We start from the raw sequence: 25,948 nt of genomic DNA, 5'->3' as shown, positions 1-25,948 counted from the left end.
TACACGGATGTAGAGATTCGGACGAAGCATACAAATCCGCTCCGGATACGTAAGCTCGCCACAGGCCGCCACCCGACATCGGGCGACATCCGACAGAACGCGACAGCCCGGCGCCAGGACACGGCCGACGGGCACCCCGGAACGCGGGAGCCTCGACAAGCACCCGGATCCGACGGACGGAAGGAGCCACCGGTGGCGGAACGCGGCGCGAAGTGGCCGTGGGCGGTACTGGCACTGGCAGTCCTGGGCATCTGGGCCTACGAGCGCGGCGGCGACCAGGGCGCACCGCCCGCCGCCGCCCCGGCCGCCACCGCCTCGGCCGGCGCCTCCGCCTCCTCTTCGCCCTCGCCCTCGCCCTCGCCCTCCGCCGCGCGGTCCCCGGGCGACTACTCGCCGCCGCGCTTCGCGGCCGAGGTGAAGCGGTACGCGGCCGAGGCCGGGGTGAACCCGCAGCTGGTGATGGCGGTCCTGTTCAACGAGGCGTACAAGCCGCACGGCCCGGACGTCGAGCGCGCCTGGCAGAAGATGAAGCCCGACGCCGCGTTCGGCATCGCCAACATGCACCGCGCCGCCTACGAGGAGACCCGCCAGGGCCGCCCCTTCGCCGACCGCCCCTGGGAGGACCTCCCCGACGACCCGGCGCTCGCCGTCCGCGCCGCCGCCTGGCACCTGCACGACCTGGGCGCCCAGCTGCCCGCGCACCCCTCGGCCGCGCTCGACCGCGACGAGTTGATGGCGCTGGGCTACAACACCGGCGCGGGCAACATGCTCGCCTTCGCCCGCGGCACCAAGCCCGGCCCCGAGGCCCGCTCCTACCTCGACCGGCTGCACGACAACTGGTCCAAGTCCGCCGACGCCCTGGCCGCCCACTGACGCACCCGCCGACGCACCCGCGGGCCACCACCGGCACCCGCGGGCACCCGCGCCGCCACCGCCGGATAGGATGACGCTCCGTCAACAACCGATCACCGGAGGGTCACTGTGTCCGACGACCTGCTCATCGCGAAGATCAGCCACGGCTTCGACCACCTCGACGCCGACGGGGACGGGCAGCTCACCGAACGCGACCACGTCCTGATGGGGCAGTCGGTGGCGCGCTCGCTGGGGCACCCGGCCGGCTCCGCGCAGGAGGACCGGATCGTCGGGGCGTACCTGGCGATCTGGCGGGAGCTGCACCTGCCGCACCTGCCCGCCGGGGCGCGGGCGATGAGCCGGGCGGAGTTCCTGGCGTCCACCGCTTCGCTGGCCGACGACCCGGAGGCCGCGGCGGCCACCCTGGGGGCGCTGGCCCGGGCCTTCCTCGCGGTGGCGGACGCGGACGGCAACGGCGAGGTCGACGCGGACGAGTTCTTCGCCTTCCAGCGCGGCCACTTCCCGCAGCTGCGCCGCAGCGACGCCGACACCGCCTTCGCGCACCTGGACCGGGACGGCGACGGCGCGCTGTCCGCCGAGGAGTTCGAGAACGCGATCATCGAGTACTGGACCAGCCGCGACCCGGACGCCCCGGGCAACTGGTGGGCCGGCGACCCGCAGGGCGATCCGGCGCCGACCACGCTCTGAGCGCCCGTCAGCGGGCCCTCGGGACCTGCCGGGCGGTGCGCCGGTGTTCGGCGAGGTCGGCCGCGTCCCGGGTGGTGAGGGCGAGGGCGACGGGCAGGCCGGTGCCGGCTGCCCGCTCCCCCTCGGAAGCACATGCCGTCATCCTGGACCACCGCCACCGCCCGCGGCAACGCGTTTCCCGGCCCCCGCCCGGGCTGCGGGATGGATCGGCGTCCGGCAGGCACACTGGCGGCATGACCGATTCCCGCACGGAGGGCGAGGGCCCCGTACCGCCGCCGGACCACGACGAGGCGCACGGGGGTGCGCTGGGCGGACGGCTGAACTGGTTGCGGGCGGCGGTGCTGGGCGCGAACGACGGCGTGGTGTCGACGGCGGGCCTGGTGGTGGGCGTCGCGGGGGCGAACGCCTCGTCCACCGAGTTGCTGACGGCGGGTCTGGCCGGTCTGCTGGCGGGTTCGCTGTCGATGGCGGCGGGCGAGTACGTGTCGGTGAGCACCCAGCGGGACGCGGAGCGGGCGGCGCTGGCGCTGGAGCGGCGGGAGCTGCGGCTGACGCCGGAGGCGGAGCTGGCCGAGCTGGCGGGCATGTACGAGGCGAAGGGGCTGGATCCGGGGCTGGCCCACCAGGTGGCGGTGCAGTTGACCGCGCACGATGCGCTGGCGGCCCACGCGGAGACCGAACTGGGCATCGATCCGGACGCGTTGACCGATCCGTGGCACGCGGCGTGGGCGTCCTTCGCGGCGTTCACGGTGGGTGCGCTGCTGCCGCTGCTGGCGATCGTGCTGCCGCCGCAGTCGGTGCGGGTGTGGGTGACGGTGGTGGCGGTGCTGGCGGCGCTGGTGGTGACGGGCTGGGCGAGCGCCCGGCTGGGCGGGGCGGAGCCGCGCCGGGCGGTGCTGCGCAACGTGCTGGGCGGCGGGGTGGCGATGGCGGTGACGTACGCGGTGGGCGTGCTGCTGGGGGCGTCCACCGGCTGAGGGCCGGACGGGCGAGGGGCCCGCCACCGGGTTCGTCCCGGTGCGGGCCCTGGCGCGTTCGGGGGTCAGTAGCGCAGGTCGGCGGCGATCCGGCCGGCGTCGGAGAGGGTGCCGTCGGGAACGAAGCTGACGGTGGCGCCGGTGTCGAGGGCGCGTTCGATGACCTCGTCGACGACGTCCTCGCGGGCGCCGGACTCGCCCTCCTCGGCGGGGACGAGGTGGTCGCCGTCGTCGCGGGCGGTGGTGCGGAAGTTCTCCTCGACCACCAGCAGGGCGATCCGGCCCTCGGCGGCGGTCTGCCAGACCTCGTCGAGCCCGGCGGCGAAGGCCTGGCGGCCGCGGGCCTTGTCGAGGCGGGCGAGGGCCTCGGTGATCTCCTGGTCGGCGCGCGCGCGGACGGCGGGGTCGACCACCTGGCGGACGGTCTCGGCGGTGGCCTGGGCGAGGCCGCCGTGCGGGATCTGCGAGGTGGTGGCCTTGGCGATCGGACCGACGGTGTCGAGCAGGGCGAGCGCGGGGGCGTCGCCGACCACGTACAGCGGGCGGGGGTCGGCGGCGAGCACCTTGCCGATCGCGGTGTCGGCCTGCCGCAGGAAGGTCTTGGTCTCCTCGTCGCGGAAGGTGCTGGGGCTGTCGCCGATCCGCTCCTGGCGCTCGGGGTCGGGGTTGTCGTAGACCCGCACCAGCGGGAAGCCGTGGGCCCGCTCCTCGGTGACGCGCTCCTGGTCGCCGCCCCACAGGACCACCCGGTCGGCGGCTACCGCGAGCACCCAGTAGGGGCGTTCGGCGATCTGCGAGGAGACCAGGTTGCGGGTGAGGAAGGTGTCGGACAGGACCACCCGGGCGGGGGCGGTGCGGCCGAGTGACCAGACCTGGTGCTCGCCGGGGGCGACCAGGATGGCCAGGCCGTCCTCGGCGTGCACCAGGTCGACTTCGGCGAGCGCCTGGTCGAGCTGTTCCAGGACGTCGATCCGGGTGGCGCGGGAGACCTCGGGGTCGGCCTGGACCTTCTCCTTCGCCTCCGCCACCAGGTTGCGCAGGCGGACCGGGTCCTGCGCGTTGTCCGGCTCGCGGCGGTGCGTGGGCATCAGGATGGACACCGCCGGGTAGGGGCGGGGCCGGCGCAGTTCGGCGAGGACGGCGGGGCTGAGGGCGGGGTGCATGGAGACCCTTTCCGAAGGCGGTTCGGCCTTCTGTGCGTGGACGCGCGAAGCCTGTGTTCTGCTCCCGAATGTCCCAAATGTACCTATCCGCCCTCCGGCTTGCCCTCCGGCGCGTCGAACCGTCGGGCCGGGCGGGCGCGGCGGCGGGCCAACTGGTGGACGGCGACCAGGGCGGCTGCGCCCAGGGCGTAGCCGAGCAGGTCGGTCAGGTCGAAGGTGGTGCCCAGGACGAGCCGGCCGAGCAGGCTGTGCCGGCCGAGGTCGGCGGGCAGGCCGCTGGCCTGGAACAGTTCCACCGCCCAGCTGGCGGCGAGCGCGGTGCCGCCGGCGGTCCACGGGCCGAGGCGGGGCGCGGCGGCCATCAGCACGGTGTACAGCAGCGCGGTGTACAGCGCCCCGCCGAGCAGGGACGCCGCGCCGCCCGGCACCAGCGCGGGCGCGACCGGTCCGAGCAGCAGCACCGCACCCGCGCCGGCCAGCCATCCGGTCCTGGCCCGCCGCTCCCCCGGGGTGTCCGCCGAGCGCCGCGGGGTGCTCCCGGGGGCGCCGGGCGCGCCCTTCCGACGGGCCGTCACTTCCGTTGCCGGGCGGGGCCGGCGTCCTTCTTCGCGGGGGCCGGTTCGGTGCGGCGGACGCCGGTCGGTGGTGCGCATCCGCACAGCCCATCACACGGGCCGGGCACGGGTCCCGCCGGGGCCGGTCCTACCGTGGTGGCATGCGGACCATCGAGTTGACCTGCGATCCGGCGTTCGACCGGGCGGTGCGGACGGTGTGGCGGCGGCTGGCCGACGGCGGGGTGGACTCGCTCGCGGACAACCCGCACCCGGGGCACCGCCCGCACCTGACGCTGGCGGTGTGCGGTCCGCTCGCGCCGGACCGGCTCGCGGCGGTCGGCGAACTCCTGTCCGGCGCACTGCCGTTGGAGGTGCGGCTGTCGGGGCTGCTGTCGTTCGGGGCGCGCAGCCGCCGCCGGGTGCTGGCCTGGGGCGTGGTGCCCGGTCCGGCGCTGATCGACCTGCACCGGGAGGTGTGGCGGCTGCTGGCGGTCGCGCCCGACCCCAGTCCGCTGTACCTGCCCGGCCGCTGGATGCCGCACCTGGGTCTGACCCGGCGGGTGGAGCCGGACGGACTGGCGCTGGCGCACCGGCTGCTGGGCCGCCACCCGGACCTGACGGGGGTGTTCGACGCGGCCCGCTCCTTCGACACGGACTCCCAACTGGTCGACCGGCTGGGAGGGTGACGCCCGGTCAGTTCTCCGTCGCGGCCCCGGCCGGGGTGAGTCCGGTGAAGAACTCGCGGATGTCGCCGGCCAGCAGGTCGGGCGCCTCCATCGCGGCGAAGTGGCCGCCCCGGTCGAACTCCGACCAGTGCCTGACGTCGTAGCGCCGTTCGACCAGCGGGCGGACGGCCAGGGTGATGTCGTGCGCGAAGACCGCGACGCCGAGCGGGACGGGGCAGGACGTGGCGCCGCGCGGGGTCTCCCGGGTGAGGCGGGCGGAGGAGGCGGCGGTGGCGGTCAGCCAGTACAGCGCGACGTCGGTGAGCAGGCGTTCGTCGTCGACGGGGGCGGCGGGGTCGGTCCAGTGCGCGAACCGCTCGGCGATCCAGGCGAGTTGGCCGACCGGGGAGTCGGTGAGCGCGTAGCCGAGCGTCTGCGGGGCGGTGGCCTGCAGGGACTGGTAGGGCGGCCGGGCGGCCTGGAGGGCGCGGACCTTGTCGAGCCTGGCCTCGTCGGCGGCGGACAGCGGCCCGGCGTCCGGGTCGGGCGGCAGCGGCAGGTAGGTGACGTGGGCGCCGACCACCCGGTCGGGGGCGTGGGCGGCGAGTGCGGTGGAGATGCCGGCGCCGAAGTCGCCGCCGTGGGCGCCGTAGCGTTCGTAGCCGAGGCGGTGCATCAGTTCGGCCCAGGCGCGGGCCACCCGGGCGACGTCCCAGCCGCGTTCGCGGGTGGGACCGGAGAAGCCGAAGCCGGGGATGGAGGGGACGACCAGGTGGAAGTCGCGGCGCAGCGGTTCGAGGACGTCCAAGAACTCCAGGAAGGAGCCGGGCCAGCCGTGGGTGAGGATCAGCGGGAGGGCGTCGGGGCGGTCGGCGCGCAGGTGCAGGAAGTGGATCCGCTGGCCGTCGATCTCGGTGGTGAAGTGCGGGAGTCCGTTGAGGGCGGCCTCGTGGGCGCGCCAGTCGTAGCGGGTGCGCCAGTGCTCGGCGAGTTGCCGGAGGCGGGCCAGCGGGAAGCCGTAGTCCCAGCCGGCGCCGTCGATCTCGTTCGGCCAGCGGGTGCGGGCGAGGCGGTCGGCGAGGTCGTCGAGGTCGGCCTGCGGGACGTGGATGCGGAAGGGCTCGATCACGGGTTTCACCTCTGGTGTGCGGGCGTGGCGGGCGCCACGGTCGTTAGCGCCATAAACGTTCGTCGCACTAATGAAGTTAGACTGTTAGTGGCACTAACGCAACAGTGGGAGGACAGAGCATGAGCCCCGCACCCGAGGACGCCACGCCCGAGCGGCTGCGCGCCATCCCCAGCCGCCTGCTGGCCGGCGCCGCCACCGCGGCCGACCGGCTGGTGAACGAGCGGCTGGCCGCCGAGGGCGCCCGCAAGTGGCACTTCGCGGTCCTGGTCGCGCTGGACGAGACCGGCCCCGCCAGCCAGGCCGAGCTCAGCCGTCGCACCGGCGTCTACCGCAGCGACATGGTCGCCGTCCTGAACGAGCTCGCCGACGCCGGTTTCCTGGTCCGCGACCCCGACCCGGTCGACCGCCGCCGCAACGTCATCACCCTCACCCCCGCCGGCCGCGCCCGCCTGCACCACCTGGACGCCCTGGTCACCACCGCCCAGCAGGACCTGCTCGCCCCGCTCGCCCCCGCCGAGCGGGCCGAACTCACCCGCCTGCTCACCCTGCTGAACGCCCACCACCGCCCCCCGCACGGGGGCGGGCACGCCTGAGCCGCCGGAGCCCTCGGCAGGGCCCCGGCGGCGGGCCGCCGGGCGGCCGTCACCAGTCGGAGTTGCTCGCCCCCAGGGTCAGCAGGACCTGGTCGAAGCCGTTGCCGTCGTGGTCGTCGGTGTACGACATCGTGAGCGTGCCGAACGGGGAGGAGGCCACCGCGAGCTGCTCCTGCCGGCCGGCGGTGTCCTGACTGACGGACTGGACCGGCAGGCGGCCGGTGAAGGTGCCGTCGGGGTTGAGGCCCCGGGCCCGGACCGCCGGGTCGGCGCCCGTGACGCTCCAGCCGACCACGGCCCGGCGCTGGTCGTCGATGCCGACGCCGGGGCTGCCCGCTCCGGTGCCGGTGGAGATCTCGACCTCGGCCGAGCCGGGAGCGCCGGCCGCGGTGAACGAGCGGGCCCAGACGCCGCGGGTGCCGGTGTGGTCGGACTCCCAGGCCACGACGAAGTCGCCGTTGAAGTCGGCGGCCACCGACGCGCGCTGCTGCTGCCCGCCGCCGAAGCCGTTGGCGCTGCGGCGGGTGAGCGTGACCGCCCCGTTGGCCTTGGCCAGCTCGACCAGGCCGATCTGGTAGGAGCCGTTGCCGTCGGTGTCCTCGTCCCAGACCACGACGGCGTCGCCCGAGGCGGAGGTCGCCACGTCGGGGTCGTGGTGCGCGCCGCCGGCCGCGTTGACCGTCACCTCGTACGCCTTGGTGGTGGTCCCGGTGAAGCCGGCCGCCTTCACGGTGGCCGCCGCGGCGCCCTGGACGTCCTCCCAGACCACGGTGAACGCGACCGCGGTGGCGCTGCCCGGCGCGCCGTCCGGGTCGACCGCGACGCGCGGGTGGAGCTGCTGGCCGCCGGCGTCCGCGTTGGCCCGGCCGGAGCCGAGGACCGCGCCGGTCGGGGAGAGCACCCGGTAGACGACGTTGTAGTACCCGTTGCCGTCCGGGTCCTCCGCCCACACCACGACGGCGTTGCCCCGGTCGTCGAGGCCCACGTCGGGCTGGAGGTGGCGCCAGGCGGTGCCCGCCGTCCCGCCCGCCGAGAGCTTCTGCTCGTAGCCGGGGGCGCCGTTGTGGAAGACCCGCACCCACACGTCGCTGTGCGCGTCGTCGCCCGGGTCGGTGGTGTCGCGGTCGTCCTCCCAGACCACCGCGGTGTCGCCGAGGCGGTTGGCGGCGACCGCGGAGGCGTCCTGGTCGCCGGTGGCGGTGCTGTTCGCGGCCGTCCAGGAGGTGGGGCCGGCCGCCGAGGCGGGGACGGCCGGGGCGAGGACCGCGGCCAGGCCGGCGGCGAGCGCGCCGAGCACGGAGAGCTTACGCATCGGCCAGCCCCGGCTTCCCGTCGTGGATGGTGAAGGTCCGGGCGGTGGTCGCCGCGGCGCCGTGCTCGGTCACCGTCGCCACCGACCGGAAGTCCGCGGTGAGCTGCGACGGCGTGACGCGGGTGCGGACGTAGCCGCGCCGGTCGGAGTAGAAGCGCAGGTGCGGGTTGAGCGACCCGTTGGGTACTGCCGTGGTGGCGCTGCCGTTGCCGCCGCTGGTGATGGAGGTGCAGACCAGCTCGGAACCGATCGTCGCCGAGGACGGGTCGGCGTAGTCGGCCTTCAGGTCGTTGCCCCAGGAGGCGTGCACGTCACCGGTCAGGACGACCGGGTTGCGTACGGCCCGGTCGATGATGCCCTGCTGGATCCGCGCCCGGCTGGCCCGGTAGCCGTCCCAGGCGTCCATGTTCATCGCGCCGGCGGAGTTCACGTTGCGGGCGAAGAAGACCTGCTGGCCGATCAGGTCCCAGGTGCTCAGGTGCTGTCCGAGCCCGTCCAGCAGCCAGGACTCCTGGGCCGAGCCGGTGATCGAACGGGACGCCAGGTCGGCGTCGGCGCAGACCTTCGACCCGTCGCCGCACGCCTGGTCGTCGCGGAACTGGCGGGTGTCGAGCATGTGGAAGGTGGCGAGGGTGCCCCAGCGGATCCGGCGGTAGAGCTGGATGCTGTTGCCGACCGGGGCGGCGGCGGCGCGCAGCGGCATGTTCTCGAAGTACGCCTGGTAGGCGGCGGTGCGCCGGGCCGTCCACTGGGCGGCCGTCAGGACGGGGCTGCTGTCGGCGCGGACCGTGCCCGCGTAGTTGTTCTCCACCTCGTGGTCGTCCGGCACCACCAGCCACGGCGCGATCGCGTGCGCGGCCTGCAGGTCCGGGTCGGTGCGGTAGAGCGCGTAGCGGCGGCGGTAGTCGGCCAGCGAGACGATCTCGCTGCCGAGGTGCTGGCGCACGCCGTTGGCGGTGGCGCCGCCCTCGTAGATGTAGTCGCCCAGGTGCAGGATCACGTCGGGGCGGTCGTCGGCCATCCGGCGGTAGGCGGTGTAGTAGCCGCTCTCGTAGTGGGCGCACGAGGCGAAGGCCATCGTGAAGTCGCGCCCGACCGAGGCCGGCGCCGGCGCGGTGCGGGTCCGGCCGACCGGGGAGATGAACCCCTGGGCCCGGAACCGGTAGTAGTACTCCGCGTCCGGGGCGAGGCCGCCGGCCAGCGCGTGCACCGAGTGGGCCTGGGCGTAGCGGGCGGTGACCGTGCCGGAGCTGACGACGGTGGCGAAGTTCTGGTCGGTGGACACCTGCCAGTCGACGGCGACGTCGGCATTGGGCATGCCGCCCTGGCCGTCCGCGTTGGTCGGGGCGGGGGCCAGTCGGGTCCAGAGCACCACGCTGTTGTCGTCGGGGTCTCCGGAGGCGACGCCGAGCGTGAAGGGGAAGGGGGCGGCTGCGGCGGCCGACGGCTGTGCCGACGCCCCGAGTTGGAGCGCGGCGGCGCCGGCGGTGGTGAGCCCGCCGAGGAGGAAGATGCGGCGACTGAGGTTGCTCATGGCCGCCCATGCTCGCGGACCGCGGTGAATTCCAGCCCCTGTTGCGGGGGTGTTCAAGTGACATGGCAGCGTCGCGAGTTGGCATTTACTGGCGGGCCGTCAGATTCTGTGCACCGGGCAGGGGGCGTACTCGAACGGGGTCTTGAAGCCCTGGACGGGGCGCAGTTCGGCCGTCCAGTCGCCGGAGATGACGCCGCGGCGCAGCAGGAACAGCTGGTTGGCGCGGCGGCGCAGCTGGGCGCGGTACTGCTCGACCGTCTCCTCGCCGTTGGCGGCGAGCTCGGTGACCACCTCCTCCAGCAGGCAGCTGGCGCAGGCCCCGCCGGGGCGGTGGCGTTCACGGCCGATGCCGGCGGGCTCCAGGCCCCACACGGTGATGGTGCCGTCGGGGCCGACGCCGGCCAGCAGGGCCTCCGGGGAGCCGTCCGCGGTGCAGATCTCCACCAGCCGGGCCCGGAAGGCGCCGGGGTCGACGGTGACCAGCGGCTTGTTCAGCCTGCGGGCGGCGGCCACCAGCAGGTGCGCCAGCAGGGTGGCGGCGAAGGTCAGGCAGCCGGCCGCCAGCAGCCAGCCGGGCCCGTCGCCGAGGCCCAGGCCCACGGCGACGCCCGACCAGAACAGCGCGGAGAAGTAGTCCAGTTTACGGGCGCCCTGCCGCACGACGATCCGCAGCGCGGACCAACCGGCCAGCACCGGGATGACCACCAGGCCCGCGGTCTGCCACGCGTTCATGTCCGTCCCCCCTGACTCCCCGAGCTGAGGATTTCCACGCGAGGGGCGTTCCAACCTTCCGACGGGCGGGCCCGGTGCGGATGTGCTGCGGGCGGGCAGGGCGCCCGCCGGGAGGGTCAGCGGCGGCGGGTGCCTCGGGTGGTGGCGGGGACGGCGAGGCGGTGCGGGCGGTCGGCGGGGGCGGCGAGGAGGTCGTCGAGTTGGCCGGTGACGGTGGCGCGCAGGTCGTCCTCGTCGGTGAACTCGTGGTCCTCGAACAGGGAGTGGCCGGTCCACATCAGGTTGGCGCAGACCTGGGGCGGGACCTGGCCGGTCTGGGCGCCGAGGCCGACCAGGGCGACGGAGGCGATGCTGCCGGGGGTGGCGGCGTTCTGCCGGTGGACGGCCTGGAAGGCGGCGGCGCAGGCGAGGGCGACGTTCAGCGTCTGGCTGACGTTCTGGGCGGAGGTGCGCATGGTGGGGGTGGAGATCAGGAAGCGGGGCACGGCCGCGCCGGAGGGCACGCACACCGCGCCGCCGACCTTCAGTTCGCCGCCGTGGCCGTCGCGGATGGCGCGCTGGACGCGCAGTTGGATGCCCGCGCCGAGGTGCCGCTTGATCACGGCGTCGAGGCCGCCGTCCATCCGTCCGCGGGAGTTGGTGGGCGTGACCCAGGCGTCGACGTCCACGTCCAGGATCGAGCCGGTGCGGATCTCCACGCCCGGGGTGCCGGCGAACGCGGTGCGCCAGGCGGCGACCACGCCGGTGTTGAGGTCGGTCAGGACCACGCGCAGCGGCTGGGGGGCGTGCTTGACGGTCATGCGGGCGAACTCCGTTCGGCCGGGGGCTCGTTGTCGGTACCGACGCTACCGGTGGGCACCGACAGCGCCGGGCCGGCGGCCTGTCGGCGGCGGGTCCTAACGTGATCTTCCGATCGCCCCTCTTCCCGGTTGGAGCCCGCCATGACCGAACCCGCCCCGTCCGCCGCCGCTCCGCACGACCCGCTGGCGCTCGCCGAGTTGTTCAAGGGCGGCGGCGAGGAGTGGCTCCCGGTGCTGAAGCGGTGGATCGAGCTGCATCCGGACGCGGCGTCGTTCATCGGGCCGAACCGTCCCCAGGACGTGGTGCCGGTGCGGGAGTTGACCTTCCAGGCGCTGAAGCCGAACCCGCCGGGCAAGTGGAAGGTCGTGGTGTTCGGGCAGAACCCGTACCCGCGGCCGGAGAGCGCGACCGGCATCGCCATGTTCGACAACACCTTCCAGGACTGGAAGGACAGCCAGTTCGGCCGGGTGGTGAGCATCCGCTGCATCATCAAGGCCGCGGCGATGTGGAAGTACGGCATCCCGAAGAAGACCCCGATCGCCGAGCTGCGGGCGCTGCTGGCGCAGCAGGGCACCGTGCAGCCGCCGGAGTGGTTCCAGGCGATGCTGACCCAGGGCGTGCTGCTGCTGAACGCGGCGCTGACGGCGAGCAGCGACGGGTCGACCTCCCCGGCGGTGCACACCAAGTTCTGGAAGCCGGTGGCGGAGAGGATCGTGGAGGAGGTCCTGCGGGCCAAGCAGGAGGGCCCGGAGGAGGACCGCGGGGTGGTGTTCGCCTGGTGGGGGACGCACGCGCGGGCGCTGAAGCAGTCGGTGGAGCGGATCGCGCGGCGCTACCCGGACGTGCGGGTGCGGCACATCGACCACCCCAACCCGGCGGCGCAGGGCGACGTCTTCTGCGACGGGGAGCACTTCGCGCAGGTCAACGCGGCGCTGGAGGGCCTGGGCGCGGACCCGGTGGACTGGCTGCCCAGCGCGGGCTGGCAGGCCGCGGCGGCGGCCGAGGGCCGTACCGACGAGGGGACGGCCTCCCGGATGGGGGCGTTCATCGCCTCCACCATGGAGCTGCACCAGCTGTACCTGGAGCGGCTCGCCTCGGTGAAGGACGAGGGTCTCGAACTGCCGCCAGTCACCGGCGTGTTCGACCTGGAACGGCTGGGCTTCCGGGAGGCGGTGGAGCCGGTCGCGGCGCTGCTGCGCGGGCTGGACCGGCACGTCGGCCCGGCCCACGAGTTCGGCAAGCGGCACGCGGACGCCTCGGCGGGGGCGCTGGACGCGGAGGCGGTCGCGGCGCTGCACCTGTACACCTGCGAGTCGGCGTTCTACCGCGAGCTGAACGCGGCGCTGCGCCACCCGGACCGGGCCCGGCTGACCCCGTACCTGCCGTACCTGCGGCTGCTGTTCGACGCGGTGGGCCGGCTGCCGGTGCGTCCGGAGCCGCTGTGGCGGGGCGTGGCGCTGGACCTGCGGGCGCAGTACCCGCTGGGGCGGACGGTGACCTGGTGGGGCGTCTCCTCCTGCACCTCGCGCCCGGCGGTGGCCCGCTCCTTCCTCGGCAGCCGGGGCCGGCGCACGCTGTTCGAGGTGCGCCCGGCCCGGGCGGTGGGGATCCGGCAGTTCTCGGCGTTCACCGAGGAGGAGGAGTACATCCTGCTGCCGGGCACCCGGTTGACGGTGACGGACGTGGTCGCCGAGCGCGGCGGGCTGTGCACGGTGACGCTCACCGAGTCGGCGGACGGCCCGCTGGTGTCCTGAGCGGCGCGCGGCGCACCGGCCGGTCAGCAGCGGCAGGAGACGTCGAGCAGCACGGTGTCCGGGTCGAGGGCGTCCAGGTAGGCGTTGGCGTCGGCCAGGTAGTCGGCGTCGTCGTGCTTGTCGGTCCAGCTGCCGTCCAGCCGCAGCAGGGCGTACCCGGGCACCGCGTTGGCGCGGGCCAGTGCGGTGTTCCGGGCCCGGTCGTCGGTGAACCGGAACGGCCGGTGGGACGGGGCGGGGCGGCCGGCCGTCCGAGCGTCGTGGTGCTCGGCGGCGAGGCGTTCGTGCGTGGCGCGCAGCGCCTCGAAGTCGAGCAGGCCGCGCGGGCCGCCGTCGCAGCGGTCGGGCAGGCCGAGCAGCGGGTCGCGGTCGGCGGGGACGTCGCCGTAGCCGTCGTACCTGATCAGCAGCGGGTTCTGCGCGGCGTCCGGCCGGTGCAGCAGGCGCGGGCCGCCCAGGCGCAGGCCGAGGCCGTCCCATTTGCCGCGCGGGTTGCGGGTGGTGAGGAAGTAGCCGCGTCCGGCCTCGTCGACGTAGAGGTGGCTGCCGTGGCCCGGGGCGTTGCCCGTCCAGGTGTTCATCGCGTGGGCGACCTCGGCCCAGCTGACGTCGTCCCGGTCCGGGATGATGCCGCGCTCCCGGTTCGCCCGCACCCAGTACTCGTCGTTCGGGTCCTCCGGCTGGTAGTCGCGGTACTCGGGCACCTCCAGCTCGCTGAAGTAGGGCCGGAGGGCGGCGACCGCGGCCTCGCGGTACTGTGCGGGCGGCATCGGGGGCAGGACGACGAGCACGTCGTACGAGGACACCGGGCTCTCCTTTCCGTTCGTCGGCGTACCGCATCATGGCGGACGGGGGTGCGCCGTCGCACTCGGGTTTCCGGACCGGGCGGGGGTGCGCCCTTCGGGACGGCGTGCGCCCCTTGTCGCGGCCCCCGGCAGGTGCCGGGATCTTCCCTGACGGGGGCTGGTTTGATTGACTGCCCGGCATGACCTCCCGTGTGTTCGAGTCCGTGCCGCCCGATCCGATCGCCTACCTGGACCGGCTGGCCGTCTCCGAACTCGGCCGGGAGTACAAATCGGTGATGCTGGCGGCGCTGGCGGTCGAACGCGGGCAGACGCTGGTCGACCTGGGCTGCGGGCCGGGCACCGACCTGTCGGTGCTGGCCGAGGCGGTCGGCCCGGCGGGCACCGTGCTGGGGGTGGACCACGACCGGGAGGCGGTGGACACCGCCGCCGAGCGGACCGGGCACCTGCCGCAGGTCGACGTCCGACTGGGCGACCTGCACGAACTGCCGCTGGCGGACGGGAGTTGCGACCGGGCCAGGACGGACCGGGTGCTGCAGCACGTGGCCGATCCGGCGCTGGCGCTGCGCGAGGCCCGCCGGGTGCTGCGGCCGGGCGGGCTGCTGGTGCTGGGCGAGCCGGACTGGGGGACGCTGACCGTCGACCATCCGGACGCCGCGCTGACCGCCGCGTACACCCGGTACGTCACCGACCAGGCGGTGCGCAACGCCCGGATCGGCAGCCAACTGCCGCGGCTGGCCACCGAGTCCGGCCTGGAGGTGGTGGACGTGCGGCCGCTGACGCCGGTCTTCCGGGAGGTCTCCGCCGCCGACCGCGTCCTGGGCCTGCAGCGCGTCACCAACCGGGCGGTCGCGGCCGGCTACTTCTCCCCCGACGACGCCGACCGCTGGCTCACCCACCTGGCCACCGGCCACTTCCTGGCCGCCGTCACCTTCCACGTGGTCACGGCGCGGGCCTGAGGGCGCCGCCCGTCCGTCCGGTCCGGCCGCTCCGGGCCGCCGCCGTCACTCCGCCGGCCGGGTCCGCCGCTCGTACCGGGTGCGGGCCGAGCGGTGCGCGGTGCGCAGGAGTTCGCGGACGTCTTCGGCGGTGCGCTCGGCCGGGTTGACCACCGCCAGCCAGCCGGCGGCGGCGTAGACGGGGTGGGCGATCACGGTGTCGTCCGCTCCGGCGGCCGGTTCGCGGCCGGTCCGCCGACCGGTCCGCCGGGCGGTCTCCTCCTTCCCGGCGGCGATGTTCACCCGGAAGGCGCCCGGCCGGTCCAGGCGGGAGGCCCGGTCGCCGGGGTGGTCCTTGGTGACCACCGTCGCGAACGGCTGGCCGGTCTTCGGAACGGTGCCGTCGGGCGCGTAGTAGAAGAAGGCGTCGCCCCAGCTGATCTCCGGGGTGCCGTCGCCGGGGGCGGGGCGCAGGGTCAGGACGCCGTCGAGGCCGTCCACGAAGCCGATGATCTCGTCGATGGTCATGTGCTCTAGCCTGGCATTCACGCGCTTGTGGAGACTTCGGCGGTCGAGAGGCGGGATTCCGGGTGAGAAGTCTCAACTCGGGGGTGCTGCGGACGGTGGACGTGGCGCGCCGCGCCGGGTGCTCCGTGCAGCAGGTCCGCAACCTGGAACGGGACGGGGTGCTCCCGCCGGCGGCGCGCACCCCGGCCGGGTACCGGGTCCACACGGAGGTGCACCTGCACTCCGCGCTGGCCTACCGGGCGCTCGCGGCGGGTGCGGGGCCGGTCGAGGCCAAGCGGATCGTCCGGGCCTTCCACCGGCCGCCCCTGGCGGAGGCGCTGGCCCTGCTCGACGCGGCGCACGCCCGGCTGGACGCGGAGCGGGCCCGGTTGCGGCTGGCCCGGGAGGCGGCCGGGGCGATCGCCGACGAGCCGATCGGCGAGGTCCGCGCCTCGGACGCGATGGGCGTCGCCGAACTCGCCGCCGCCCTGGGCGTGCGCCCCTCCACGCTGCGGCACTGGCACGCCGAGGGCCTCGTCGTCCCCGACCGCGACCCGCTGCGCGGCACCCGGCGCTACTCCCCCGCCCAGGTCCGCGACGCCCGGATCGTCCACCAACTGCGCCTGGCCGGGCACCGGATCGCACCGCTGCGCACCCTGCTGCCCGAGCTGCGCGGCGCGCGCGGGGCGGCGGACGTCGCGGCGGCGCTGGCGGCCCGGGACGCGGGTCTCACCGCCCGCTCGCTGGCCCTGCTGGAGGGCGCCGCCGAGCTCGGCGCGGTGCTGTCCCTCACCCGGGCCGAGGGCTGAACCGGGCCGGTCGGCAGTGGCAGGACGCAGTGGCAGGACACGGAGAGGACCACGGCGTCCGGGGGCAAGTGCCCCGGTGGCGCGCGGTTCCCCGGCCCAGGGGGCGCCGTTCGGGCCCTGAGCGTCGCACCTGCCCTCCACGGCGGAGTAGGACTCCATCGCCTCGGCGAGCGCCGCCGGGCACCTCTCGGGCGGTGGCGGCGGCAGGACGACGAGCACTTCGCACCCGGGCCTCCGCTTCCCCTCCGGGCGCGGCGGACGCACCGGGCGGTCCCGGCACGATCGACCGGCGAAGTCCGGCGCCCGGCGGGGCGGGGGCGCACTCGGGCACCGGGGCGGACGGGGGCGCGGAACGCGGCAGGGCCGGGCGCCGGGCGCACCCGCCCCTGCGGGTCGCGCCGGCCCGGCGGTCCCGTTCGCCGACGGTCCGTCAGGCCCGGCCGAGGGCGCGGTCGACGGCGATCTCGATCACCACCCGATCGGGGTTCTCCCGGGGCTGCCGGTAGCGCTCGGCGTAGCGGCGTTCGGCGTCGGCGACGGAGGCGGCGTCCTGCCGGACCACGGCCCGGCCCTCCAGGGTGGCCCAGCGGGCCCGGTCGACCTGGCAGAGGGCGACCCGCTGCCCGGCCTCGCCGGCGGCGAGCACGTTGCGGACCTTGCGGCTCTCCCGGCTGCTGATCACCCGTGCGGTGCCGGTCTCGGGGTCGAAGGTCGCGCCGACCGGGACGACGTGCGGGGTGCCGTCGGGGCGCAGCGTGGTGAGGGTGCACAGCTGGTACTCGCGCCAGAAGGCGAGGTAGTCGGGGTCGAGGTGGTGGATGTCGTGTGCCATGGTCCGCATGCTAGTGCCGCGTCAGGACGGGTGCGGGAGGAAGGAGAACCGGGCGGCGGCCTCGGCGGGGGTGACCGCCTGGCGGCGGCCGGGGACGTCGTGGACGGCGTCCGCGCCCTCGGCGCGGAGCCGGTCGGCCCCGGCTTCTCGGGCCATGACGGCGGCGTAGGCGCGGACGTCCTCGGCGGTGAGGTCGGGGCGGCCCCGTTCGGCGTGCTGCCGCAGGAGGTCGGCGAGGTCCGGGGCGAACCGCAGCGCCGTCACCGGGGCGCCGAAGCGCCTGGCGATGGCGATGAGCCGGGCGCGGGCCTGCGGGGTGACGTTCGTCGACTCGGCGATCGCGCCGCGACCGGTGGCGAGCCTGGCGGCGATCCGGCGGTCGCGTTCCCCGAAGATCCGGGCGTCCGCCGCGTCGGGGTCGGTCTGCGCGTCCGCGGCGGGGGCGGCGGGCGGTTCCGCGCGGATCTCGTCGCTGGAGACCACGGCTTCCGGGTCGATCTGTCCGCGGGCGATCAGCGCCCGGACGAAGCTGGTCTTGCCCGAGGCGGGTGGGCCGACGAGGATCACCAGGCCGGTCGGTACCCGGACGACCGGTGCGGGGGTGTCGGGGCGGCGGGCGTCCGCGCGGTCGGGGGTCTCTTCCGGGGAACTGTTCGGCACGCCCCCATCCTGCCGGAGGCGGAGAGGGGGCGGGCCGGGCGCGGGCCGTCGGCCGGACCCGGGCGTGGTGGCGGCGGCCGGGGGCGGTAGCGTCACCGCTGGTGGGGGCGGCCCCCGCCGGGTTCGGAGGGGAGTTCCGGTGTCGGTGGTGGAGGCGTGGACGGAGGGCTCTGGCGCGGTCGAGGGGGCGGAACCCCGTCGGCCGTCACGGGAGTTCGCCGTGGACGGGTTCGCGGGGGACCCCGCCGCGGTGCCGGCCCGCCCGTCGGCGGCGCTGCTGGAGCTGGAGGGGATCGCGCTCGCGGAGGGCCCGAAGCGGCGCGGCAAGCTGCTGCGCGAGCGGGTGCCACTGGAGTCGCACGGGCGGCTGGTGCTCTCGGCGTCCCGCCCGGAGGTGGTCGCGGCGGTGGAGTCGGCGAACGCCGGCCGGCTGCCGCACCTGGTGCCGCTGCGGGTGGGCCGGATGGCGGCCTCGCCGTTCGCGTTCCTGCGCGGCTCGGCGGGCCTGATGGCGCACGACCTGGCGACCACCCCGGCGAGCGGCGTCGCGGCGCAGCTGTGCGGGGACGCGCACGCGGCCAACTTCGGCCTGTACGGGGACGCCAGGGGCCGGTTGGCGCTGGACTTGAACGACTTCGACGAGACCGTCTCCGGCCCGTGGGAGTGGGACCTGAAGCGGCTGGCGGCCAGCCTGGTGCTGGCCGGTCGGCAGGCCGGCGCGGACGAATCGGCCTGCCGGCAGGCGGCGTTCGACGCGGCGGCGACGTACCGGCGGACGGTGCGGCAGCTGGCGAAGCTGCCGGCGCTGGACGCCTGGAACGCCTGGGACGCCATCGCTGACCACCAGTTGGTGGAGTTCGCGGGCGCGCACGAGTTGAGCGAGCTGCTGGCGGCGGTCTCGGCGAAGGCGCTGCGCAACACCGGGGCGAAGTTCGCGTCGCGCTCCACCGTCCGCACCGAGGACGGGGGTTGGCGGTTCGCCGCGGCTCCGCCGATCCTCAGTGAGGTGACGGATCGTCAGGCCGAGCTGGTGGCAGGATCGTTGGCGCAGTACCGGCACACCGTCCCGACGGAGCTGCACCCGCTGCTGGCCCGGTTCCGGGTGCAGGACGTGGCGTTCCGGGTGGTGGGCACCGGCAGTGTCGGCACCCGCTCGTACGTGGTGCTGCTCACCGACCGCCGGGGCGGGCCGCTGGTGCTGCAGGTGAAGGAGGCCAGGGAGTCGGTGCTGCTGCCGCACCTGGTGCGGGCCGGGTTCCCGGTGCCGGACGGGGGCGGGCACGAGGGACGCCGGGTGGTGCTGGGGCAGAAGCGCATGCAGGTGGTGTCGGACCCGCTGATGGGCTGGACGAGCGTCGCCGGACTGCCGTACCAGGTGCGGCAGTTCCGCAACCGCAAGGGCAGTGTCGACCCGGCCGCGCTGACCTCCGCCCAGCTGGACGACTACGGCCGGCTCACCGGCGCGCTGCTGGCCCGGGCCCACGCCCACACCGCGGACGCGGCGCTGATCGCCGGCTACTGCGGCAAGGACGAGCGCCTGGACGACGCGGTCTCCCGGTTCGCGGTCGCCTACGCCGACCAGTCGGAGGCCGACCACGCGGCGCTGCTCGCGGCGATCCGCGCCGGCCGCCTCGCGGCGGAACCCGCGCCGGCCGTCTGAACCGGGCGCCTGAAACGGCTGTCTGGAACGGCTGCCCGTTCCGGGCGCCCGGAACGGGCACCCCGCCCCACGAGCCGCGCGGCGTACGGGCGTTCGAGCCGCGGGCGCTCCGGCGCGCGGGTGTGCGAACGTCCGGCCGCCCGGGTGGGAAAGGCGGATCGTCACCGTCCGGACCGCAACCGCCCTGGTTGCGGTTCCGTCTCCATTCCCGTGCGCCGTCGCGGCGGATGACCGGGTGCTGCCACATTGGTGGCCGAACACAAGAGCTGGGACAGGAGATTGACGATGGTTTCGGGGGACGGGGCCGTGTCGGCCGATGTGGTGGTCGACGCGCTGGTACAGCAGGACGGAACTGCCCGGGCGGGCCTGGACGCGGAGGCGGTGGCCCGGGTGCGCCACGAACTGCAGCGCCTGCCGCGCTGGCAGCAGGCGCTGACGGCGGCCGAGGCCGCCCCGCAGGACGCCGCGGCCCGCGCCGCGCTCGTCGGGGCCGTCGACGAGGTGCTCGGCTTCAACGCGGTGCTGGCCCGGTCGCTGCGCCCGGGCGGCGGCGCGGCGGACGGGGGCACCCTGGCGGACGGGGTCGCGCCCTCGTTGGCGAAGGGCCCCGCGCCGGTGCTGGAGCAGGCCCCCGCGGCCGGGCCCGGCTTCGGACCGGCGCCCGGCTTCGGACCGGCGCCCGGCTTCGGACCCGCGCCCGCCGACGCCCCGGCGGCCCCGGTGATCCCCTCCCCCGCCGCGCCGCCGGCTCCGCCCGCCCCGCCGGTGGCGCCGCCGGGTGCGCCCGCCTACCCGGGCTACCCCGGCCTGCCGCCCGCCGGGCCGCCGGTCGACCCGGCCGTGCTGGCCAAGCGCAAGCGGATCGCCCTGGGCGTGGGCGCCGTCGTGGTGGTGGGCGGCCTGATCCTGCTGGGGAGCACCCTGTTCGGCAGCGACAGCGTCCCGACCCTGCCCGGCTCGGTCGAGGGGGACAAGATGCGGGCCAGTTCGGCGGACGGCGGCTTCCCGGAGTGGGAGGACATGAGCTCCAGCATGACCAAGATGGGCGTGCGGGACGTGCAGGGGGCCGTGTACGGCTCGGTGCCGGAGGTCGAGGCCGACGACCCGATCAACGGGAACGACCGCAAGGAGCGCTGGAACGTGGTGATCGGCAAGTCCAGCCCGACGTTCCAGAACAAGCTGGAGGTGCTGGTCTCCTCGTCCGCCGGCGACGACGACGCCCCGCACCTCGTCAAGTCGGACATCGGCGGGAAGATGTACTGCGACTCCTACGACCCGGACGACAGCGCGCGGACCCGGGCCCGCAAGGACATCACCTGCCTGTGGGCGGACGACGAGTACATGATCGTCGTGGTCGGCACGGGCGTCGACGAGAACCTGCCGCCCAAGGTCCTGGAGCGCGTCCACGACGGCAACGAGCGCTGACCGCACCGTCCGGGCCGCGCTCGCGCACAATGGGGTGATGCGCATACGTGAGGCCGGGGCCGGGGAAGTGCCGCAGCTGCAGGAGGTCGAGCGGGCGGCCGGAGCCTGCTTCCGCGAGGTCGGGATGCCCGAGATCGCGGACGACGAGCCGTTCTCCGCCGCGGAGTTGGCGCCGTTCCTGGCCGCCGGGCTGGCCTGGGTGGCGGTGGACGGCGCCGACCGCCCGATCGCCTACCTGATCGCCGAACGGATCGACGGCGCGCTGCACGTCGAGCAGGTCTCGGTGCACCCCGCGCACGCCCGCCGGGGCGTCGGGCGGGCCCTGCTGGAGCACCTGGCCGCGCTGGCCCGGGCCCGGGGCGTGCCGGCGCTGACGCTCACCACCTTCGCCGACGTCCCGTGGAACGCCCCCTACTACGCCCGCTGCGGCTTCCGCCCGGTGCCGGACGACGCCCTCGGCCCCGGCCTGCGCGAGGTCCGCGCCCGAGAGGCGGCGCACGGCCTGGACCGGTGGCCGCGCCTGGTGATGCGCCGCGAGCTGTGAGGCTCCCGCCCCGGGTCGGCGGCGCGGTCCCCGGATGCGGGCCGGGCGGGTGCGCTGCCGCCGTCCCGCCGCACGGACGACGAGCGATACCCGCCGGTGCGCGAGGCGCACCCCGTGGCCGGTCGGCGAGCTGATCGCGCTGCTGGAGGCCGAGGGGGAGCCTGAACGGCCGCCCCTGCGCGACGCCCGCCGCACGTCGGGGCCGTCCGCCGGCTGACCCCGTCCCGCCGGAAGCCCCCGGCCGCGCCGGTCGCAAACCCCTGGCCGGGGACGGCCGCGGTCCGGCAGGATCACCGGCATGTCCGCCACCGCCGGTACCGCCGCCACCCTGCTCCTCGCGCCCCGGATCAACGGGACCGGCCTGCAACTGCGCACCGCCGCCGGGCGGCGCGGGCTGCGGGCGTTCACCGCGCCCTCGTGGCGCGCCCCGCAGGAGCTGCTCGGGGAGCGGGTCCACCTGTACGGCGGGCCGCTGTTCGCCGACGCGGTCGGGCGGGAGCTGGGGCTCGCTCCGCTGGAGCCGTCCGACGGCTGGCTGGCCGCGCTGCCGCGCGAGGCGACCGGCCGCCGGGTCGAGTTGACGACGCTCGCGCAGGCGCGCCGGCTGTCCGGTCCGGCGTTCGTGAAGGCCCCGGCCGACAAGCACTTCGCCGCCCGGGTGTACCCGGACGGCGCCGCCCTGCCCGGGCCCGAACTGCTGGACGGCGGCACTCCGGTGCTGGTCAGCGAGGTGGTCCGGTTCGAGGTCGAGTACCGCCTGTTCGTCCTGGACGGCGCGGTGCGGGCCGCGTCCCGCTACGCCCTGGACGGTGGACTCGCGGTGGCCGGTCACGAGTCGGCCGGCCGGGACGGAACGGGGCTGTCGGCGTTCGCCGCCGACGTGCTGGCCGCGTCGGTCGGCCCCGCCGCGCTGCCGAGCGCCGCCGTGGTCGACCTGGGCCGCACCGGGGCGGGTTGGGCCGTCGTGGAGGCCAACGCGGCCTGGGCGAGCGGCGGTTACGCCTGCGACCCGGACGCCGTGCTGGACGTGGTGCTGCGCGCGGCCGGCCCGCTCGCCGAACTCCCGCCCGCCGACCGCCCGTTCGTGCGCCCGCTGCCCGAGGTCGTCCGCTGACCCGCCCGCGCCGCACCCCCGCCGAGCCGCGCCGAGCAGCGCCGCCCACCGGAAAGTCGGGTGCGTGCGGCGCCCGGCGGGGGTGAGGATGGGCGCCATGAGCACTTCTCACCTCACCCACATCACCGAGCCGCCGGGCGTCGCGCCGGGCACCGGCTACACGCAGGTGGTCACCGGGACGGGCCGGCTGGTCCAGGTCTCGGGGCAGGTCGCGTTCGACGAGCGGGGCGAACTGGTCGGCGCGGGCGACCCGGAGGCGCAGGCCGGGCAGGTGTTCGAGAACCTGCGCCGCTGCCTGGCGGCGGCCGGGGCCGGGTTCTCGGACGTCGTGAAGTTCACCGTTTTCGTCACCGACGTGGCGTACCTGCCCGCCGTCCGCAAGGCCCGCGACGAGCACGTGGACACCGCGCGGCCGCCGGCGAGTTCGGCCGTCCAGGTCGCGGCGCTGTTCCGGCCGGACGTGCTGATCGAGATCGAGGCGCTGGCCGTCGTCGCCGACTGAGCCGCCCGGACCACCCGGGCCGCCGGTGCGGGCCGGTGCGCACCCGCGCGGGCCGGTGGTACGCCACCGGCTCGCACGAACGTCCTCCTCCCGAACGCCCGTTGGAGTGCGGGTCGGTCCGCCGGTGGCTGGTTTGCGTCCTACTCGCGGGCCGGGCGGCCGCATACGGTCGGAGGCGAGGGGCTGCCGTCCGGCCGCGCCCTCGGAGCCGCAGGTGTCTTGCCAGGAGGACGGATGACCACTGACGCGACCACCGGATCCGCCGACCCGCAACCGCTGGTGCCGCTGCACTGCCTGCTGCGGGGCGAGGCCGGCCCGCCCCGGCAGGCCGTGCTGCCGACCGGGACACCGGTGTGGGTGCTGACCCGGCACGCGGACGTCCGGCAGGCGCTCGCCCACCCGGCCCTGGGCCGGGCCTCGCTGTACGCGCCGGACGCCCCGCCGACCGTGCTGACGCCGAACATCCTGGACGACCCGTCCTCGATCCTGAACAGCGACGGCCCCGGCCACCAGGCCATCCGCCGCACCGTCCAACGCGCTTTCACGCCACGGGCGATCGAGCGCTGGCGGCCCTGGGTGGCCGGGGTGGTGCGGGAACTGGTGGACGGCCTGGTCGCGTCCGGTTCGCCGGCCGAGGTGGTGGAGTCGCTCACCAAGCCGCTGCCGGTGCGGGTGATCAGCCGGCTGATGGAGCTGGAGGGCCTGGACACCGACCGGCTCGGCTACTGGAGCGACCACGCGCTGTCGACCACGGCGTACAGCGCCGAGGAGATCGCGGCGGCGATCCGGGAGTTCGGCGAGTTCGGGCACCAGTTGGTGCTGGAGCGCCGGAAGAACCCGGGCGAGGACCTGGTCAGTTCGCTGGTGCGGGCCGCCGACCAGACCGGGGAGATGACGGAGGCCCAGATCACCTCGCTCACCATCGGGCTGGTGATCGCCGGGCACGAGACCACCATGACGAGTTTCGGCAACGCCCTGGTGTACCTGCTCGATCCGCGGCGCGCCGAGCACCCGGGGGCGGCCGCCGGGGCCTGGCGGCGGATCGGCGAGGACCCCGCCGCGGCGGTCGCCGCGACCGAGCAGATCCTGCGCACCGTCCCGCTCGGCGACCGCACCAACGCGCCCGGCCAACTGCGCCGGGCCACCGCGGACGTGGAGATCGGCGGAGTGGTCATCCCGGCGGGCGCGGTCGTCGCCGCCGACACCACGGCCGCCAACGCCGACCCGGAGGTCTACCCGCCGGGCCCGCTCGACCTGTTCGCCCCGCTCGGCACCCCATCGCTGACCTTCGGCGCCGGACCGCACCACTGCCTGGGCGCCTGGCTGGCCCGGATGGAACTCGAACTCGGCCTGCACCACCTCGCCCGCGCCCTGCCCGGACTGCGCCTGGCCACCCCCGTCGACCGGATCGAGTGGCGCACCGGCCTGCTCACCCGCAGCCCGCTGCGCCTGGAGGTGGCCTGGTGAGCGACGCCCCGCAGCTGGTCGTCGCGGTCGACCGGGTCCGCTGCATCGGCAGCGGCCTGTGCGCCCGCACCGCCCCCGCCGACCTCGTCCTCTCCCCCGACGGCCGCGCGGCGCCCGCCCGTCCGGCCACCGAGGGCTCCGCCGAGCTGACCGAGGCCGCGGAGATGTGCCCCGTCGAGGCCATCACCGTCCGCGACGCCGCCACCGGGGAGCTGATCGCCCCCGCCTGGTGACCGCCCCCGCCGTCCCGGCGGCCGCCACCCGGCCGCCGGGGCCCGACCGCGCGGACCCGGCCCCGCGCCTGACGGGGCGTCACTCGGTAAAACTTCGGCCAAACCCCCTGGACGGCGGCCGTCGCCCGCTGCCATCCTCACCGCCGTGCTGATCTTCATCCTGCTGGGCCTGTTCCCGCTCGGCTTCTTCTGCTTCGGCCTGGCGCTGTTCGTGGACTTCCGCGGCGTCGCCACCCACTACACCGCCCGCAACCGCGCGGTCGTCGAGGACCTGGCCCGCAAGGGCCAGGACGCGCGCGCCTTCCTGGTGCTCGGCGAGCACCGCAAGATGGGCCCGCTGATCATGCTGCTGAGCGCCGGGGCGACGGCCTTCATCGTCTACCAGATCATCACCATCGCCCGGAACGGCGGCTGAACCGTTCGGCCGGACCCGGCTAGCCGGAGGCGGCGCGCCTGAGTTCCGCCAGGTAGGCGTGCACCTCGGGGAGCTTGGGGTGCTGCGGGCCGCCGACGCGGACCAGGTCCGCGACCAGCCGTTCGGTCGCCGCGATCGCCTCGGGGAGCCGGCCGGCCTGGTCGTAGCCGGAGATGAGGGAGATCAGGGCGTCCAGGGTGCCCGGGTCGTCGAGGCCCCGGCTGTGTTCGCGCGCGGCGAGGGACGCCTTCAGGTAGGGCAGGGCCGTCTCCGGGCGGCCGGCTTCCAGGTGGGCGATCGCGAGGTTGTGGTAGCGGTAGGCGATCGCGTCGCTGTCGGGCCCGTGGATCTGTTCGAAGCCGCGGACGACCCGTTCGTAGCAGGCGATCGCCCCGTCGAGGTCGTCGGCGTCGTGCAGCAGGTGGGCCAGGTTGTCCACCCAGATGTAGGTGCTGAGGTGGTCCGGGCCGTAGAAGCGCTCCTTGTCGGCGATGATCTCCCGGCACAGCGCGGTGGCCTCGGGCCGGCCCGCCCGGTGGTAGGCGGAGAACAGTTTCTGCTTGCGGGCCGCCAGCCGTTCGTCGCCCGGCGGCAGCAGGCGCCTGCTGCCGGCCACGGTCTCCTCCAGCAGGGCGGTCGCCCGCTCGGTGTCGCCGGCCGCCGCGTAGGCGTCCGACAGCTTCTCGCGGCGGTCGAGGATCCGCTCCTCGTCGCGGTCGGAGCCCGGTTCGCTGCCCTCCAGGGCCCGTCGCAGGTACGGGAGGGCCTCGGTCGGGCGGCCCGCCGAGAGGTGGGCGCTCCCGATCGCGTCCAGGGTCAGCAGGGTGTCGTCGGCGCACGGGCCGAGGGCCGCCGTCTGGTGGTCCAGGTTGACCAGGAACAGGGGGATCGCCCGGTCCTGCATGGTCGTGTCGCCGGGCGGGGCGGCGGCCGACCAGGCGTACAGGAGGTAGGCGTAGTTGTGGCGCAACCGCAGGACGTCGGGGTGGCCCGGGCCCAGCCTCCGTTGCGCGTCGAGCAGGCTGTCGCGCAGGCCCAGCACGCTGTCCGCGCCGAGGATCTCCGGCCCGTCGTCGTGCGCGTCCAGCTGGAGGTCGAGCGGGTCCTCCGGGCCGCCGGACTCCGGCGAGGGGCCCGGTGGCCGGTCCGAGCGGTCGGGCCGGTCCGAGCGGTCGGGGGCCTCGGGGGCGTCGGGGGCCTCGGGGGGCGTCGCCCCTTCGGGGGTCTGCGGGGTGCCCTTCGGGCGTCTGCGGCGGAACACCGGC

29 protein-coding genes are annotated in these 25,948 nt (G+C 75.5%); 16 read left to right on the top strand and 13 right to left on the bottom strand.

The window, feature by feature from the left end; translation table 11 throughout:
- The first annotated feature begins 192 nt into the window (after positions 1-192).
- Together OO48_RS12955 and OO48_RS12950 are read left to right on the top strand one after the other, a co-directional pair.
- Positions 193-873: a transglycosylase SLT domain-containing protein gene (locus OO48_RS12955; RefSeq protein WP_033215450.1), complete on the top strand. Its 681-nt coding sequence runs from the start codon at positions 193-195 to the stop codon at positions 871-873.
- Between the two features lie 108 nt (positions 874-981).
- The gene (locus OO48_RS12950; protein WP_033215448.1) at positions 982-1,560 is read left to right on the top strand and encodes an EF-hand domain-containing protein; all 579 of its coding nucleotides are present in this window, start codon (positions 982-984) and stop codon (positions 1,558-1,560) included.
- A 7-nt stretch (positions 1,561-1,567) separates the two neighbouring features.
- Here the strand turns inward: OO48_RS12950 and OO48_RS40655 are convergent, their stop codons facing one another.
- Complete coding sequence (locus OO48_RS40655; protein WP_280842399.1) at positions 1,568-1,702, bottom strand: hypothetical protein; 135 nt, start codon at positions 1,700-1,702, stop codon at positions 1,568-1,570.
- Between the two features lie 91 nt (positions 1,703-1,793).
- Between OO48_RS40655 and OO48_RS12945 the strand changes: the two genes are divergently transcribed.
- Positions 1,794-2,537 (top strand): VIT1/CCC1 transporter family protein, encoded by a 744-nt coding sequence (locus OO48_RS12945; protein WP_033215444.1) that lies wholly within the window; start codon positions 1,794-1,796, stop codon positions 2,535-2,537.
- A 65-nt stretch (positions 2,538-2,602) separates the two neighbouring features.
- Here the strand turns inward: OO48_RS12945 and OO48_RS12940 are convergent, their stop codons facing one another.
- Both OO48_RS12940 and OO48_RS35110 read right to left on the bottom strand, forming a co-directional pair.
- Complete coding sequence (locus tag OO48_RS12940) at positions 2,603-3,700, bottom strand: baeRF3 domain-containing protein (RefSeq protein ID WP_033215442.1); 1,098 nt, start codon at positions 3,698-3,700, stop codon at positions 2,603-2,605.
- Between the two features lie 83 nt (positions 3,701-3,783).
- Complete coding sequence (locus tag OO48_RS35110) at positions 3,784-4,275, bottom strand: ribosomal maturation YjgA family protein (RefSeq protein ID WP_051732071.1); 492 nt, start codon at positions 4,273-4,275, stop codon at positions 3,784-3,786.
- A 140-nt stretch (positions 4,276-4,415) separates the two neighbouring features.
- On the opposite strand from OO48_RS35110, the gene OO48_RS12930 reads away from it, so the two are divergent.
- Positions 4,416-4,940, top strand: a complete 525-nt coding sequence (locus OO48_RS12930) for a 2'-5' RNA ligase family protein (protein WP_033215440.1) — start codon at positions 4,416-4,418, stop codon at positions 4,938-4,940.
- A 7-nt stretch (positions 4,941-4,947) separates the two neighbouring features.
- On the opposite strand, the gene OO48_RS12925 is transcribed toward OO48_RS12930, so the two are convergent.
- Complete coding sequence (locus OO48_RS12925) at positions 4,948-6,048, bottom strand: epoxide hydrolase family protein (RefSeq protein ID WP_033215439.1); 1,101 nt, start codon at positions 6,046-6,048, stop codon at positions 4,948-4,950.
- Between the two features lie 119 nt (positions 6,049-6,167).
- Here OO48_RS12925 and OO48_RS12920 point away from each other — a divergent pair, with 119 nt between their 5' ends.
- Positions 6,168-6,641, top strand: a complete 474-nt coding sequence (locus tag OO48_RS12920; RefSeq protein ID WP_033215437.1) for a MarR family winged helix-turn-helix transcriptional regulator — start codon at positions 6,168-6,170, stop codon at positions 6,639-6,641.
- A gap of 49 nt (positions 6,642-6,690) precedes the next feature.
- On the opposite strand, the gene OO48_RS12915 is transcribed toward OO48_RS12920, so the two are convergent.
- From OO48_RS12915 to OO48_RS12900, 4 genes are all read right to left on the bottom strand, one after another.
- Positions 6,691-7,953 carry a hypothetical protein gene (locus tag OO48_RS12915; protein WP_033215436.1) on the bottom strand — a complete coding sequence of 421 codons (1,263 nt, stop codon included), beginning with the start codon at positions 7,951-7,953 and terminating at the stop codon, positions 6,691-6,693.
- Positions 7,946-9,487, bottom strand: a complete 1,542-nt coding sequence (locus OO48_RS12910) for an alkaline phosphatase D family protein (RefSeq protein WP_033215435.1) — start codon at positions 9,485-9,487, stop codon at positions 7,946-7,948. Before OO48_RS12910 ends, OO48_RS12915 begins: the two co-directional genes overlap by 8 nt.
- Before the next feature lie 99 nt (positions 9,488-9,586).
- Complete coding sequence (locus OO48_RS12905) at positions 9,587-10,219, bottom strand: hypothetical protein (protein WP_033215434.1); 633 nt, start codon at positions 10,217-10,219, stop codon at positions 9,587-9,589.
- A gap of 116 nt (positions 10,220-10,335) precedes the next feature.
- Positions 10,336-11,019, bottom strand: coding sequence for a macro domain-containing protein (locus OO48_RS12900; RefSeq protein WP_033215433.1), 684 nt, complete (start codon positions 11,017-11,019; stop codon positions 10,336-10,338).
- Positions 11,020-11,160: 141 nt separating this feature from the next.
- Between OO48_RS12900 and OO48_RS12895 the strand changes: the two genes are divergently transcribed.
- Positions 11,161-12,774, top strand: a complete 1,614-nt coding sequence (locus tag OO48_RS12895) for an ADP-ribosyltransferase domain-containing protein (RefSeq protein WP_033215432.1) — start codon at positions 11,161-11,163, stop codon at positions 12,772-12,774.
- 23 nt (positions 12,775-12,797) lie between these two features.
- Here OO48_RS12895 and OO48_RS12890 read toward each other — a convergent pair whose 3' ends face one another.
- Positions 12,798-13,580, bottom strand: coding sequence for a hypothetical protein (locus tag OO48_RS12890; RefSeq protein ID WP_033215430.1), 783 nt, complete (start codon positions 13,578-13,580; stop codon positions 12,798-12,800).
- Between the two features lie 179 nt (positions 13,581-13,759).
- Between OO48_RS12890 and OO48_RS12885 the strand changes: the two genes are divergently transcribed.
- Positions 13,760-14,536: a methyltransferase domain-containing protein gene (locus tag OO48_RS12885; RefSeq protein ID WP_033215428.1), complete on the top strand. Its 777-nt coding sequence runs from the start codon at positions 13,760-13,762 to the stop codon at positions 14,534-14,536.
- Positions 14,537-14,581: 45 nt separating this feature from the next.
- Here the strand turns inward: OO48_RS12885 and OO48_RS12880 are convergent, their stop codons facing one another.
- Positions 14,582-15,043 (bottom strand): DUF6194 family protein, encoded by a 462-nt coding sequence (locus OO48_RS12880; protein ID WP_033215427.1) that lies wholly within the window; start codon positions 15,041-15,043, stop codon positions 14,582-14,584.
- Between the two features lie 62 nt (positions 15,044-15,105).
- On the opposite strand from OO48_RS12880, the gene OO48_RS12875 reads away from it, so the two are divergent.
- Positions 15,106-15,831, top strand: a complete 726-nt coding sequence (locus tag OO48_RS12875) for a MerR family transcriptional regulator (protein ID WP_033215426.1) — start codon at positions 15,106-15,108, stop codon at positions 15,829-15,831.
- A gap of 430 nt (positions 15,832-16,261) precedes the next feature.
- On the opposite strand, the gene OO48_RS12870 is transcribed toward OO48_RS12875, so the two are convergent.
- Both OO48_RS12870 and OO48_RS39230 read right to left on the bottom strand, forming a co-directional pair.
- Positions 16,262-16,663, bottom strand: a complete 402-nt coding sequence (locus tag OO48_RS12870) for a pyridoxamine 5'-phosphate oxidase family protein (protein WP_033215424.1) — start codon at positions 16,661-16,663, stop codon at positions 16,262-16,264.
- A gap of 21 nt (positions 16,664-16,684) precedes the next feature.
- On the bottom strand, positions 16,685-17,323 hold the full coding sequence (locus OO48_RS39230; RefSeq protein ID WP_245194618.1) for an ATP-binding protein: 639 nt from the start codon (positions 17,321-17,323) through the stop codon (positions 16,685-16,687).
- 139 nt (positions 17,324-17,462) lie between these two features.
- Here OO48_RS39230 and OO48_RS39225 point away from each other — a divergent pair, with 139 nt between their 5' ends.
- The 8 genes from OO48_RS39225 to OO48_RS12825 all read left to right on the top strand — a co-directional run bounded on the left by OO48_RS39225 (position 17,463) and on the right by OO48_RS12825 (position 24,683).
- Complete coding sequence (locus tag OO48_RS39225) at positions 17,463-18,983, top strand: DUF2252 domain-containing protein (protein WP_033215422.1); 1,521 nt, start codon at positions 17,463-17,465, stop codon at positions 18,981-18,983.
- A 285-nt stretch (positions 18,984-19,268) separates the two neighbouring features.
- Positions 19,269-20,408 carry a hypothetical protein gene (locus OO48_RS12855; protein ID WP_157845435.1) on the top strand — a complete coding sequence of 380 codons (1,140 nt, stop codon included), beginning with the start codon at positions 19,269-19,271 and terminating at the stop codon, positions 20,406-20,408.
- Positions 20,409-20,445: 37 nt separating this feature from the next.
- Positions 20,446-20,952 carry a GNAT family N-acetyltransferase gene (locus OO48_RS12850; protein WP_033215418.1) on the top strand — a complete coding sequence of 169 codons (507 nt, stop codon included), beginning with the start codon at positions 20,446-20,448 and terminating at the stop codon, positions 20,950-20,952.
- A 298-nt stretch (positions 20,953-21,250) separates the two neighbouring features.
- Entirely contained in the window at positions 21,251-22,066 is an 816-nt protein-coding gene (locus tag OO48_RS12845) for an ATP-grasp domain-containing protein (protein ID WP_033215416.1), read from the top strand.
- Between the two features lie 97 nt (positions 22,067-22,163).
- On the top strand, positions 22,164-22,568 hold the full coding sequence (locus OO48_RS12840; RefSeq protein WP_033215414.1) for a RidA family protein: 405 nt from the start codon (positions 22,164-22,166) through the stop codon (positions 22,566-22,568).
- Between the two features lie 234 nt (positions 22,569-22,802).
- Positions 22,803-24,035 (top strand): cytochrome P450, encoded by a 1,233-nt coding sequence (locus OO48_RS12835; protein WP_033215412.1) that lies wholly within the window; start codon positions 22,803-22,805, stop codon positions 24,033-24,035.
- A complete protein-coding gene (locus OO48_RS12830; protein ID WP_033215410.1) occupies positions 24,032-24,268 on the top strand; it encodes a ferredoxin in 237 nt (78 codons plus the stop codon). Before OO48_RS12835 ends, OO48_RS12830 begins: the two co-directional genes overlap by 4 nt.
- Before the next feature lie 145 nt (positions 24,269-24,413).
- The gene (locus tag OO48_RS12825) at positions 24,414-24,683 is read left to right on the top strand and encodes a hypothetical protein (protein ID WP_033215408.1); all 270 of its coding nucleotides are present in this window, start codon (positions 24,414-24,416) and stop codon (positions 24,681-24,683) included.
- A 19-nt stretch (positions 24,684-24,702) separates the two neighbouring features.
- Here the strand turns inward: OO48_RS12825 and OO48_RS12820 are convergent, their stop codons facing one another.
- The gene (locus tag OO48_RS12820; RefSeq protein ID WP_033215406.1) at positions 24,703-25,944 is read right to left on the bottom strand and encodes a tetratricopeptide repeat protein; all 1,242 of its coding nucleotides are present in this window, start codon (positions 25,942-25,944) and stop codon (positions 24,703-24,705) included.
- Positions 25,945-25,948: the final 4 nt, after the last annotated feature.

Origin of the sequence: Kitasatospora phosalacinea (assembly GCF_000716545.1) — a bacterium.
GTDB classification, from domain to species: Bacteria; Actinomycetota; Actinomycetes; order Streptomycetales; family Streptomycetaceae; genus Kitasatospora; species Kitasatospora phosalacinea.
Note: the sequence above shows the minus strand (reverse complement) of the source record. Positions and strands in the feature narration are given on the sequence as shown.

Bases quoted from the DNA above. Each gene is read 5' to 3' on its own strand.
- OO48_RS40655 (WP_280842399.1), bottom strand. From the start codon at position 1,702: ATGACGGCATGTGCTTCCGAGGGGGAGCGGGCAGCCGGCACCGGCCTG.
- OO48_RS12945 (WP_033215444.1), top strand. From the start codon at position 1,794: ATGACCGATTCCCGCACGGAGGGCGAGGGCCCCGTACCGCCGCCGGAC.
- OO48_RS12940 (WP_033215442.1), bottom strand. From the start codon at position 3,700: ATGCACCCCGCCCTCAGCCCCGCCGTCCTCGCCGAACTGCGCCGGCCC.
- OO48_RS12930 (WP_033215440.1), top strand. From the start codon at position 4,416: ATGCGGACCATCGAGTTGACCTGCGATCCGGCGTTCGACCGGGCGGTG.
- OO48_RS12920 (WP_033215437.1), top strand. From the start codon at position 6,168: ATGAGCCCCGCACCCGAGGACGCCACGCCCGAGCGGCTGCGCGCCATC.
- OO48_RS12915 (WP_033215436.1), bottom strand. From the start codon at position 7,953: ATGCGTAAGCTCTCCGTGCTCGGCGCGCTCGCCGCCGGCCTGGCCGCG.
- OO48_RS12910 (WP_033215435.1), bottom strand. From the start codon at position 9,487: ATGAGCAACCTCAGTCGCCGCATCTTCCTCCTCGGCGGGCTCACCACC.
- OO48_RS12905 (WP_033215434.1), bottom strand. From the start codon at position 10,219: ATGAACGCGTGGCAGACCGCGGGCCTGGTGGTCATCCCGGTGCTGGCC.
- OO48_RS12900 (WP_033215433.1), bottom strand. From the start codon at position 11,019: ATGACCGTCAAGCACGCCCCCCAGCCGCTGCGCGTGGTCCTGACCGAC.
- OO48_RS12895 (WP_033215432.1), top strand. From the start codon at position 11,161: ATGACCGAACCCGCCCCGTCCGCCGCCGCTCCGCACGACCCGCTGGCG.
- OO48_RS12885 (WP_033215428.1), top strand. From the start codon at position 13,760: ATGACCTCCCGTGTGTTCGAGTCCGTGCCGCCCGATCCGATCGCCTAC.
- OO48_RS12880 (WP_033215427.1), bottom strand. From the start codon at position 15,043: ATGACCATCGACGAGATCATCGGCTTCGTGGACGGCCTCGACGGCGTC.
- OO48_RS12870 (WP_033215424.1), bottom strand. From the start codon at position 16,663: ATGGCACACGACATCCACCACCTCGACCCCGACTACCTCGCCTTCTGG.
- OO48_RS12855 (WP_157845435.1), top strand. From the start codon at position 19,269: ATGGTTTCGGGGGACGGGGCCGTGTCGGCCGATGTGGTGGTCGACGCG.
- OO48_RS12850 (WP_033215418.1), top strand. From the start codon at position 20,446: ATGCGCATACGTGAGGCCGGGGCCGGGGAAGTGCCGCAGCTGCAGGAG.
- OO48_RS12845 (WP_033215416.1), top strand. From the start codon at position 21,251: ATGTCCGCCACCGCCGGTACCGCCGCCACCCTGCTCCTCGCGCCCCGG.
- OO48_RS12840 (WP_033215414.1), top strand. From the start codon at position 22,164: ATGAGCACTTCTCACCTCACCCACATCACCGAGCCGCCGGGCGTCGCG.
- OO48_RS12835 (WP_033215412.1), top strand. From the start codon at position 22,803: ATGACCACTGACGCGACCACCGGATCCGCCGACCCGCAACCGCTGGTG.